The organism is Streptomyces sp. NPDC025784, assembly GCF_055558435.1.
The window spans coordinates 73282-84300 of the sequence record NZ_JBVHMN010000019.1; the positions used below are offsets into that span (position 1 = coordinate 73282).

Here is an 11019-nt window from a genome sequence, read left to right on the forward strand (position 1 = left end):
CGCCGGTGTGAGCGGCGGACGGGGGAGTGCGGGTCAGGCGGGAACCCGCTGTCGTGCCGGGGCCCAGCAGCGGATGATGTCGCGGACCGAGACGATGCCGACCGGGCCGCTGTCGTCCAGCACGATCAGATGGCGGAAGCCGCCGTGGGCCATCGCCGACGCGGCCTCCTCCAGCGTCCAGGTGGGTGCCGCGAAGACGACATCGGTCGTGGTGTGGGTGCCCGCGGTCTCGGCGTCCGGATTCTGGTCGTGGGCGAGGGAGTTGAGGATGTCGCGCTCGGTGAGGATGCCGAGGCCGGAGGAGTCCTCGTCGAGGACCACGGCCGCGCCGACGCGGCGTGCGGACATCAGGCGGGCCGCCTGGCGGAGGGTGTGTGCCGGGCCGATGGTGAGGACCACCGTGCTCATGGCGTCGCGGACGAGCATGGACGGAGCCACCTCCTACGAATCCCTCGCGCTTGCGAGCGGATTCACAAATTCACAAGTGGGGGGATTCTCAGGGTGGCAGTTAAAGAGAGGGTCAACAAGAGGGCGCGTGCGGCGAGTTCGGGGCGCCCGGGGAGTGTGCGCAGGTGTCCCGGTTCAGTACCGCTGGTTCAAATACCCCAGCAGTTCGTCGTGCAGGACGCCGTTCGACGCGGCCGCGTTGCCGCTGTGCGGGCCCGGACGGCCGTCGAGGCCGGTGAACGAGCCGCCCGCCTCGGTCACGACGATCGCGTTCGCCGCCATGTCCCACAGCGACAGCTCCGGTTCGGCGCAGATGTCCACCGAGCCCTCGGCGACCATCATGTACGGCCAGAAGTCGCCGTATCCGCGGGTGCGCCACACCGCACGGGTGAGGTCGAGGAAGCCGTCGAGGCGGCCCTGCTCCTCCCAGCCGCTCAGTGACGAGTACGCGAACGAGGCGTCGGCCATGCGCGAGACGCGGGAGACCTGGAGCCGGGACGCGGAGGAGAGGCTGCGGCCGGTGAACGCGCCGTGCCCCTTCGCCGCCCACCAGCGGCGGCCCAGGGCGGGCGCGGAGACCAGGCCGACGACGGGCTGGAAGCCGCCCTCGCCCGCCTCCATCAGAGAGATCAGCGTCGCCCAGACGGGCACGCCGCGCACGTAGTTCTTGGTGCCGTCGATCGGGTCGACGACCCAGCGGCGGGGGCCCGTGCCCTCGATGCCGTACTCCTCGCCGAGGACCGCGTCGCGTGGCCTCGCCCGCTGGAGCTGACCACGGATGAGCTCCTCGGCGGCCTTGTCCGCCTCGCTCACCGGCGTCATGTCCGGCTTGGTCTCGACCTTCAGGTCGAGGGCTTTGAACCGGCCCATCGTCGCGGCGTCGGCGGCGTCCGCGAGGACATGGGCGAGACGCAGGTCATCGAGATAGTCGGGCATGACCGAACCGTATCTGCCCGCGTCAGGCCGGGGCTACACGGGCCGAGGATCATTGCGGCACCGGCCGACGGGCGGGCACCGGCGCGTGCCGGCCTCGACCAGCCGGCGGCCTCCGTCGCTGCGGCACCCGTACGGCTCGCGCGCCCCGGCCGGTGCGCGTGCCGGCCGATGCGCGCCCCTCGGGGCCGCCGCGAACCCTTGACAGTGCCTTTGTGCGCGTCAAATCTGAGCTGCAGACTCGCTCGCCCCAGGGAGGCGATGATGCCTGCAGCGCGGGATTCCCTCTTGGACGCCGCGTACACGGCGTTGGCGCGTCGCGCATGGTCCGCGGTGCGGATGGTCGATGTGGCCGCCGTGGCCGGGGTGTCGCGCCAGACGTTGTACAACGAGTTCGGGAGCAAAGAGGGGCTCGCGCGGGCCCTCGTACGCCGGGAGGCGGACGCCTATCTCGCCGGCGTCGAACGGGCGCTGGCGGGGCACACCGACGCGCGGGACCGGCTCGTCGCGACCGCCGAGTGGACCGCTTCGGCCACGCGGAGCAACGCGCTGGTGCGGGCGATGCTCACGGGGTGCTGGAGCGAACGGCTGCCCGCGCCGACGCTGTCGGCGGTGCCCTCGTCGTCCGCGGTGCCCGCGCAGCGACGGGCCGACGGGCCGCTGCCCTCACCCGTGGACTTCGTGGCGCTGGTGCGCGATCGTGCCGTCGCGGCGCTCGCCGCCGCTCCGGCGGACACGGCGGAGGTGGCCCGCTCCTGTGAACTCGTCGTCCGTCTGGCCCTGTCCTGCGTGGCGGCACCGCCCGGCGACGGCGGGGTCACCGACCTGGTGAAGACCGCGCTGGCACCGTCCCACCGGCTGGGCATCTGAGCGGCCCGCACGAGGGAGCGCCCGCGGGACGGGGGGCGGACGAGCCACCGGCACCACTGGGGCCGGACGCGTCCGCGGCTCGCGCCCGTAGCGCGCCGCCCGGCGGCACCGCGGGCGAGCGCGTGGCTAGTGCCGCGGCAGGCAACGTTCGCCCCGTCGCGACGCCCGGCACGCACTCTCGCCGCACCGGCCGAAAGCCCAAGTACGTCCGGTACGAGGACTTCCGGCCGGCACACCGAGAGCACGCACCGGACGCCGCTCCTTGACGGGCAAACGTTGCCTGCCGCGGCACTAGTGGGCCGATCCGGACAGCTGCAGCCCGATGACCCCGATGATGACGAGGCTGATCGAGACGATCTTGAGGGTCGACACCAGGTCGCCGAGGAAGATCATGCCGTAGATCGCGGTGCCCGCCGCGCCGATGCCGGTCCACACCGCGTACGCGGGACCGACGTCCAGCTTCTTCAGGGAGAGGGTCAGCAGGCCGAAGCTGCCGAGCGCGAAGACGCAGAAGGCGACCGTCGGCCAGAGTCTGGTGAAGCCGTGCGAGAGCTTCAGACAGACGGCGAAGCCGGTTTCGAGCAGTCCCGCCACAACGACCAGCAGCCACGCCATTTCGTTTCCTCCCGCGTCCGCACGTCGACTGCTTCGTCCGGGTCGGACCCGGCCGGCGGCCCCGGACGCGGTGCGCGCCGGGCGGCGTGGGATTTGCTTGAACCTCTCCGGGTCGCTCGGTGTGATTATGCATTTGCCGACCGGCCAAACCCTTACCGACGGGCCGCGGACGCAAACACCGCCGAGGTCAGATCGTCCCTCGGACACCTGGCCACGGCCGCCGTGGCCCTCCTGATCAGTCTCCCTCGCGGCGCTCCCGCGTCGCCAGCAGACGGCGCAGGGAGTACAGCCGCTGCGGGTCCGCGTGGCCGTCCGCCACCCACTGGTCCAGCGCGCAGTCCGGCTCGTCGTGGCTGCACGCACGGGGGCAGCCCTCGGTGCCCGGTTCGAGATCGGGGAAGGCGTGGATGACCCGGGACGGGTCGACGTGGTGCAGACCGAAGGAACGGACGCCCGGGGTGTCGATGACCCAGCCCTCGTCGTCCGAGAGCGGCAGCGCCAGCGCGGAGGTGGTGGTGTGCCGGCCGCGGCCGGTCACGGCGTTCACGTGTCCTGTCGTACGCCGCCGTTCGGCCGGGACCAGGGCGTTCACCAGGGTCGTCTTGCCGACGCCGGAGTGCCCGACGAAGGCGGTGATCCTGCCGTCCAGCTGTTCGCGGACCCGGTCCGCCGCGTCGCCGTTCTCCAGCTCCTCACGGCTGGTGACGACGTACGGGATGTCCAACGCGCCGTACAGTTCCAGGAGTTCGTCCGGCGGAGCGAGGTCCGACTTGGTCATCACCAGCAGCGGCTCCAGGCCGCCGTCGAACGCCGCGACGAGACAGCGGTCGATCAGCCGGGGGCGCGGTTCCGGGTCGGCGAGCGCGGTCACGATGGCCAGCTGGTCGGCGTTGGCGACGACCACCCGCTCGAACGGATCGTCGTCGTCGGCCGTGCGGCGCAGGACCGAGTCGCGCGGCTCGATGCGGACGATGCGGGCGAGCGTGTCCTTCTTGCCGGACAGGTCGCCGACCAGGGCGACCCGGTCACCGACGACGGCGGCCTTGCGGCCCAGCTCGCGGGCCTTCATCGCCAGCACCACGCGGTCCTCGACGAGGCAGGTGAGACGCCCCCGGTCGACGGTGAGGACCATGCCCTCGGCCGCGTCCTCGTGCTTGGGGCGGATGTTCGTACGCGGACGGTTGCCCTTGCGGTTGGGGCGCGCGCGGATGTCGTCCTCGTCGGTGTGCTTGCCGTAACGGCGCATGATCCCGGTCCGCCCGTCAGTTCCCGAGCATCCCGGTCCACAGCTCGGGGAAGTCCGGCAGGGTCTTCGCCGTCGTCGCCACGTTCTCGATCTGCACGCCTTCCACCGCCAGACCGATGATCGCGCCCGCGGTGGCCATGCGGTGGTCGTCGTAGGTGTGGAAGACGCCGCCGTGCAGTGGACGCGGGCGGATGTGGAGGCCGTCGGCGGTCTCGGTGACGTCGCCGCCGAGTTCGTTGATCTCCTTGGTGAGCGCGGCCAGACGGTCCGTCTCGTGCAGACGCAGGTGGGCTACGCCGCGCAGCGTGGAGGGTGAGTCGGCGAGTGCCGCGACCGCCGCGATGCCGGGGGTCAGCTCGCCGACCTCGCCCAGGTCCACGTCGATGCCGTGGATCGCACCCGAACCGGTGAACTCCAGTCCGATGTGGGTCAGGTCGCAGGAGCCGCCCATCTCGGTGAAGATCTCCCGGAGCCGGTCGCCCGGCTGGGTGGTGCGTGCGGGCCAGTCGGGGATGACGACCTTGCCGCCGGTCACCAGGGCCGCGGCCAGGAACGGCTGGGCGTTCGACAGGTCCGGCTCGATGATCAGGTCGCGGCCGAGCAGGGCGCCCGGCGTGACCCGCCAGACGTTCGGCTCGCCGCCCGATTCCGGGGTGTCCACCTGGGCGCCGACCGCGCGCAGCATGTCCACGGTCATCCGGATGTGCGGCATGGAGGGCAGGGTGGAGCCGACGTGCCGCACCTCCACCCCCTGGTTGAAGCGCGGGCCGGAGAGCAGCAGGGCGGAGACGAACTGCGACGAGGAGGATGCGTCGATCTCCACCGGGCCGCCGTCCAGGGCGCCGCCGCCGTGCACGGTCAGCGGCAGCGCGCCGCGCGCGTCGTCGTCGATGCGGGCGCCGAGCAGGCGCAGGGCGTCGATCACGCCGTTCAACGGGCGCTCGTACGACCGCGCGTCGCCGTCGAAACGAATGGGGCCGTCGGCGAGTGCGGCGACCGGCGGGAGGAACCGCATCACGGTGCCCGCGTTGCCGACGTCGACCGTGGCAGGGCCGCGCAGGCCCGAGGGGATGACCCGCCAGGCCTCGCCGGAGGAGTCCGGGCCCGCGGCGACCGTGGAACTGGAGGCCACCGTCTCCTCGATGCCCACGCCCATCGCGCGCAGGGCGCCCGCCATCAGCAAGGTGTCGCGGGAGCGCAGCGGGCGGCGCAGCCAGCCCGGCTCGGAGGCCAGCGCGGCCAGCACGAGAGCGCGGTTGGTGACCGACTTGGACCCCGGCACGTGGACCGTCGCGTCGACGGCTCCGCTCGCGTGCGGGGCGGGCCAGAGGGCGGTGTGGGCGGGGTTCACGGTCATGCGCCCCACTTTAGTGGCTGGCGATGGATGGAAATCTTGATCAAAAGCGGCGAAACATGAGCGAAACAGCCCTTGGGTGCGTGCGCGGGCGTGTGTTGTGTCAGGTGCGCCGCCGCCTCTTGCCCGCTCGGGCTCGAACGCGGCGCACCTCCTGGTCCGCACGACATCCCGCGATCCCACGCGGCCCCGGGCCCGCGCGCACGCCCAGGTCCTCGTGCCGCGCTCCGGAAGGCGGTCTGTCAGGGGCGCGCGCGAGATCGGCCCGAGTCGGCTCAGGCCCCGTTCGGAGTCCGCCGAGGATGCGCCCGACACCTCCTCGGGACCCGCCCGATATCGCTCGGACCTGCGGGGAGTCCCCGCGGGCCACGTGCCCGGAGTCGACCCGGCCGACCCGGCCGGCCCGGAGCCCGCCCGGACGGTGGCCCGGCCGTCACACCTCCAGCAGCCACCGCCCGCCGCCTATCAGTGAGCACAGCGACACCGCGTGGAAGAGGAACAGCCACATCCCGGCCGGCACGTGCGTGAGCCGCGACAGCTGGTCCGCGTCGGAGTCACCCGCCCCGCCCCGGCGCCGCTTGGCCTGGAGCTCGAAGGCGGGCCGGACACCGCCGAGCAGCAGGAACCACACCACCGCGTACGCGAACGCCGCCTGCACCTGCGGCCCCGCCAGCCAGGAGACCAGCAGGAAGGTGCCGCCGGTGGCGATCACCGTGAGCGCCCCGTACGCGTTCCTGATCATCACCAGCATGGCCACGAGCAGGGCCGTGGCCAGCCACAGCAGCGCGGTGATGTGCCCCGCGGCGAGCAGGGCGGCGCCGCCCAGGCCGAGCAGCGGGGGAGCGGTGTAGCCCGCGGCGGCGGTGAGGATCATGCCGAGCCCGGTGGGCTTGCCCCGGCTCACCGTCAGGCCGCTGGTGTCGGAGTGCAGCCGGATACCGCTGAGGCTGCGCCCCGTGAGCAGGGCCACCAGACCGTGGCCGCCCTCGTGGGCAATGGTGATGGCGTTCCGGGACACCCGCCAGACGCCGTGCGGGACGATCACCGCGAGGGCGGCGACCAGTGTGGCGATCACCACCCACAGGTCGGGGTCCGGCTGACTGCCGAAGACCTGGTCCCAGAGGCTCGCCAGCGAGGTGGATGCGGTGCTGTCCATTGTCTGCGGTGGCTCCCTGTGGTGTCGCGGAATCTGGCAGTGTGGCACGTATGTGCGGACGGTATGCAGCGAGTCGCAGGCCCGAGGATCTCGCAGGAATCTTTGAGGTCGAGAAGTGGGAGCCCGAGGAGACCCTGGCCCCCGACTACAACGTCGCCCCGACGAAGGAGGTGTACGCGGTTCTCGACCGTCCTCTCAAGGACGCGGACAGCCCGAAGCCGGTTCGCCAGCTGCGCCGGCTCAAGTGGGGACTCGTACCGTCCTGGGCCAAGACGCCCGAGGGCGGCGCCCGCATGATCAACGCACGCGCGGAGACGGTGCACGAGAAGCCCTCGTACCGTCGTGCCTTCACGGCCCGGCGCTGCATCATCCCGGCCGACGGCTACTACGAGTGGGTCACCGCGGCGGCCGAGCGCGAGCTGGAGGTCGAGGGCAAGAAGAAGCGTCCGCGCAAGCAGCCGTACTTCGTCACGCCTGCGGACGGTTCGGTCTTCGCGATGGCGGGACTGTACGAGTTCTGGCGCGACAGGACGCTCCCCGACGACCACCCGCAGGCCTGGTGGGTGACGTGCTCCGTGATCACGACCGAGGCCGAGACCACGCCCCTTGCGGTCGCCCCCGCCGACGGGCCGTACGCGCTGGCGGACATCCACCCCCGGATGCCCCTGATGCTGACCCCGGACCGCTGGGACTCCTGGCTCGATCCCGCCCGTACGGACGCCGAGGACCTCCGCGGACTGCTCGCCCCGCCGCCCGCCGGACTGATGCGCGCCTACCCCGTCTCCACGGCCGTCAGCAACGTCCGCAACAACGGCCCGGAGCTGCTGAAGGAGCTGGAGGGTCCCGAAGAGGGCACACTCTTCTGACGTGACCGAGACCACTGGGACGACCGGGACGAACGAGACCACCGTGACCACCGAGACGATCGAGACCGACGCCGGCACGGCCCGGATCACCTGGCACCGGGCCGCGAAGGCCCGGCTCGTCCTCGCGGCGAGTCACGGCGCGGGCGGCGGCATCGAGGCGCGCGACCTCCGTGCGCTGGCCGCGGTGCTGCCCGCGCACGGCGTGAGCGTCGCGCTCGTCGAGCAGCCCTGGCGGGTGGCGGGCAGGAAACTGGCACCCGCGCCGAAGACGCTGGACGTCGGGTGGCGCGGACTGTGGCCGGCGCTGATGCGGCCGGGCCTGCCGGTGATCGCCGGGGGACGCAGCGCCGGCGCCCGCGTCGCCTGCCGTACCGCGACGGAACTGGGCGCCACCGCCGTGCTGGCCCTCAGCTTCCCGCTGCACCCGCCGGGCAGGCCGGAGAAGTCCCGCGACGACGAACTGCTCGGCGCCGGGGTGCCCACGCTCGTCGTCCAGGGCGGCAACGATCCGTTCGGGAAGCCGGAGGAGTTCCCCGAGGGTCCGTACGAGCTGATCGAGGTGCCGTACGGCGATCACGGCTTCGCGGTGCCGAAACGGGCTCCGCTCGGCCAGGACGAGGCGCTGAAGGTCATCACGGACGGTGTCGCGAAGTGGACCGCGTCACTCGGGTGACGCACGGGAATGCCGGGCGGCGGACAACTGTTGTGCGGAGCAGACAGCACGAACCGTGCTGACCGTTCCGAGGAGAGGAAGTCCGCCGCATGGGTTCGACCATCTGCCCGAGCCGTCGCAGCAGCGCTGACCTGGACTGGACGGTGCTGCACGCGGGTAAGAACGCCCCTATTCGGGCGGCGGGTGGGCCTGATGTTCGTCTATCCTCCGATTCCAGTGGGACCGGTCTCGGTCTCACGACATCGCTTGAGGAGGTGGGTCCGGTCACTGGGACCGACGCAGGGACCGAACACGGCCAGGCGGAGCAGCCCGAGGGCCAGGGCACGAGCACGGAGTCGTCCGCCGAGCGCACCGCGCGCTTCGAGCGGGACGCGCTCGAATTCCTCGACCAGATGTACTCGGCCGCCCTGCGCATGACGCGCAATCCGGCCGACGCCGAGGACTTGGTGCAGGAGACGTACGCGAAGGCGTACGCGTCCTTCCACCAGTTCCGCGAGGGGACCAACCTCAAGGCGTGGCTGTACCGCATTCTCACCAACACCTTCATCAACTCGTACCGCAAGAAGCAGCGCGAACCTCAGCGCAGCGCGGCCGAGGAGATCGAGGACTGGCAGCTCGCACGTGCCGAGTCGCACATGTCGACGGGACTGCGCTCCGCCGAGTCGCAGGCGCTGGACCACCTGCCCGACTCGGACGTCAAGGCGGCGCTGCAGGCGATCCCCGAGGAATTCCGCATCGCCGTCTATCTCGCCGACGTAGAGGGCTTTGCGTACAAGGAGATCGCGGACATCATGGGGACACCCATCGGTACGGTGATGTCCCGGCTCCACCGGGGCCGTCGCCAATTGCGCGGCATGCTTGAGGACTACGCGCGTGACCGCGGGCTGGTTCCGGCCGGCGCCGGAGAGTCGAACGAAGCGAAAGGCTCGGGCTCATGAGCTGCGGAGAGCCGCACGAGACGGATTGCAGTGAGGTACTCGACCATCTGTACGAGTTCCTCGACCATGAGATGCCGGACGCGGACTGCACCAAGTTCGAGGTGCACTTCGAGGAGTGCTCCCCGTGCCTGGAGAAGTACGGCCTGGAGCAGGCCGTGAAGAAGCTGGTCAAGCGGTGCTGCGGCCATGACGACGTGCCGACGGACCTGCGCGCCAAGGTCATGGGCCGCATCGACCTGATCCGCTCCGGGCAGGCCGTGCCCGAGCACGACGTGACCGCGACGCCGCAGGAGTCCTGACTCCCGGCGCGGCGTCGCCTCCTCACGGAGATCGTCCACCAATCACCCGAACGTGCTAATCCGCGGGCTCCGAGCCCGCGGATTCGTTCATACGCGTCCCCGTGCACTCCCCACCGCCCTAGGCTCCGGAGCCGGAAGCCGGGGAGGGGGCGAGGAGATGGGGTCGGTCCAGGTGCGGGCCCGCGTCTACGTGGCGGGTGTCGCCCTCGCGGCCCTGGCCTGTCTGGTTCCGCTGCCCGACCTGCGCGCCCCGTGGTGGATCGTCGCGCTGATGGCCCTGCTCTACGCCGGGTGCGAGCGGATCCCGCTCCGGCGCGCCGCCGGCACCGCCCATGTCCGCGATGCCCCGCCGGGGATGGGCACGTTCCTCCCCGTGCTGCTGGCCGGGGCCTTTCTGCTGCCGCCCCCTGCCGCCGCGCTGGTCGCCGTGCCGGGCGCCCTGCTCACCCGGGTCGAGCAGCGCCCGCGGTGGCTGCGCCGCGTCTGGCGCGCCTCGCAACTCGCCGTCGCGGTCTGGGCGGCCTCCCGTGTGCACGCGGCGCTGGGCGGCCGGGACGCCGTCCTCGCGCCCGACTTCCCGTACGCGCTGCTGCCCGCCGGGGCGGCGGTGCTCACCTTCTGCCTCGTCCTGACCGCCCTCGACGGCGGCATCCTGGCGCTCGCCGAACGGGTGCCGGCGCGCGCCGCCTGGCGCGGGCTGTTCGCGCGCTCCCTCGCGCCGGTCGGCGTGCACGGGCTCGCGGGGCTGATGATGGCGGTCCTGTGGCGCAGCCCGTACGGGCCCGTCGCCGCGCTGCTCGTGCTGCTGCCGATGTACGTGTCCTGCTGGGTGTTCGCCCAGTACCACCGGGAGCGGGCCGCTCATCAGGCCACCATCCGCGCCCTCGTCCAGGCCGTCGACATCAAGGACGGCTACACCCGCGGGCACAGCGAACGGGTCGGCCAGGCGGCCATGATGATCGCGCGCGAACTGGACATGGACGACCGGCGCGTCGAGGTCCTCCGGTTCGCCGGCATCCTTCACGACGTCGGGAAACTGGGCGTCCCGACGCGGCTGTTGCGCAAGGACGGCCCGCTCACCCCCGAGGAGCGGCGGGTGATCGAACTCCATCCCGAGTACGGGCACGAGATGGTGCGGGGCATCGGGTTCCTCGGGGAGGCCCGGTCGGCGATCCTCCACCACCACGAGCGGCTCGACGGAAGCGGATACCCGTACGGCCTGGTCGGGGCGCAGATTCCCGAGTTCGCGCGGGTCGTGGCCGTCGCGGACGCCTTCGACGCCATGACGTCCACCCGCTCCTACCGGCGGGCCCGGCCGGTGCCCGCCGCGCTGGAGGAACTGGAGCGGTGCGCGGGAGCGCAGTTCGATCCCGGGATGGTGCGGGCGCTCGTCCGGGCGCTCTCCCGGCACGGCTGGCATCCCGTGGTCACCGCGGACAGCACGTCGCCGGCCGGCGCCCCGGCCGGCCCGCGGGAAGCGGGGGGCCACCAGGTCCCCGCGCCCGGCGGCCCCGGCCCGAACGGCTCCCGCCCGCCCGGCCCGCCCGCACCCGACGACGGCCCCGCCGCCACCCGCGCGACCGACCTCCGGGCGGACGGTCCGCGTGAGACCGGCACCCGGG

The 11019-nt window shown here is 72.2% G+C and carries 12 protein-coding genes; 6 read left to right on the forward strand and 6 right to left on the reverse strand.

Annotated features, from left to right (window positions below):
• Positions 1-33: 33 nt before the first annotated feature.
• Together ACZ4IF_RS34015 and hisN are read right to left on the reverse strand one after the other, a co-directional pair.
• Positions 34-426, reverse strand: a complete 393-nt coding sequence (locus ACZ4IF_RS34015) for a CBS domain-containing protein (RefSeq protein ID WP_467569853.1) — start codon at positions 424-426, stop codon at positions 34-36.
• A 156-nt stretch (positions 427-582) separates the two neighbouring features.
• On the reverse strand, positions 583-1383 hold the full coding sequence (hisN, locus tag ACZ4IF_RS34020; protein ID WP_467569856.1) for a histidinol-phosphatase: 801 nt from the start codon (positions 1381-1383) through the stop codon (positions 583-585).
• A 261-nt stretch (positions 1384-1644) separates the two neighbouring features.
• Here hisN and ACZ4IF_RS34025 point away from each other — a divergent pair, with 261 nt between their 5' ends.
• Positions 1645-2250, forward strand: coding sequence for a TetR/AcrR family transcriptional regulator (locus ACZ4IF_RS34025; RefSeq protein ID WP_467569859.1), 606 nt, complete (start codon positions 1645-1647; stop codon positions 2248-2250).
• Positions 2251-2541: 291 nt separating this feature from the next.
• On the opposite strand, the gene ACZ4IF_RS34030 is transcribed toward ACZ4IF_RS34025, so the two are convergent.
• The 4 genes from ACZ4IF_RS34030 to ACZ4IF_RS34045 form a co-directional block, all read right to left on the reverse strand.
• Positions 2542-2865 carry a DMT family transporter gene (locus ACZ4IF_RS34030; protein ID WP_028802038.1) on the reverse strand — a complete coding sequence of 108 codons (324 nt, stop codon included), beginning with the start codon at positions 2863-2865 and terminating at the stop codon, positions 2542-2544.
• Between the two features lie 235 nt (positions 2866-3100).
• Positions 3101-4111, reverse strand: a complete 1011-nt coding sequence (gene rsgA, locus ACZ4IF_RS34035) for a ribosome small subunit-dependent GTPase A (protein ID WP_467569863.1) — start codon at positions 4109-4111, stop codon at positions 3101-3103.
• Positions 4112-4127: 16 nt separating this feature from the next.
• The gene (gene aroA / locus ACZ4IF_RS34040) at positions 4128-5468 is read right to left on the reverse strand and encodes a 3-phosphoshikimate 1-carboxyvinyltransferase (protein ID WP_467569866.1); all 1341 of its coding nucleotides are present in this window, start codon (positions 5466-5468) and stop codon (positions 4128-4130) included.
• A gap of 430 nt (positions 5469-5898) precedes the next feature.
• Entirely contained in the window at positions 5899-6621 is a 723-nt protein-coding gene (locus ACZ4IF_RS34045) for a M50 family metallopeptidase (protein ID WP_359489611.1), read from the reverse strand.
• A 50-nt stretch (positions 6622-6671) separates the two neighbouring features.
• Here ACZ4IF_RS34045 and ACZ4IF_RS34050 point away from each other — a divergent pair, with 50 nt between their 5' ends.
• The 5 genes from ACZ4IF_RS34050 to ACZ4IF_RS34070 all read left to right on the forward strand — a co-directional run.
• Entirely contained in the window at positions 6672-7487 is an 816-nt protein-coding gene (locus ACZ4IF_RS34050; protein WP_467569871.1) for an SOS response-associated peptidase, read from the forward strand.
• 43 nt (positions 7488-7530) lie between these two features.
• Positions 7531-8160 carry an alpha/beta hydrolase family protein gene (locus ACZ4IF_RS34055; RefSeq protein WP_467570134.1) on the forward strand — a complete coding sequence of 210 codons (630 nt, stop codon included), beginning with the start codon at positions 7531-7533 and terminating at the stop codon, positions 8158-8160.
• A 254-nt stretch (positions 8161-8414) separates the two neighbouring features.
• A complete protein-coding gene (gene sigR, locus ACZ4IF_RS34060; RefSeq protein WP_028802044.1) occupies positions 8415-9098 on the forward strand; it encodes an RNA polymerase sigma factor SigR in 684 nt (227 codons plus the stop codon).
• Positions 9095-9397, forward strand: coding sequence for a mycothiol system anti-sigma-R factor (gene rsrA, locus ACZ4IF_RS34065; RefSeq protein WP_028802045.1), 303 nt, complete (start codon positions 9095-9097; stop codon positions 9395-9397). Before sigR ends, rsrA begins: the two co-directional genes overlap by 4 nt.
• 157 nt (positions 9398-9554) lie before the next feature.
• Positions 9555-11019, forward strand: a 1465-nt coding sequence (locus ACZ4IF_RS34070) for an HD-GYP domain-containing protein (protein ID WP_467569874.1), incomplete at its 3' end; no start/stop codon positions are given.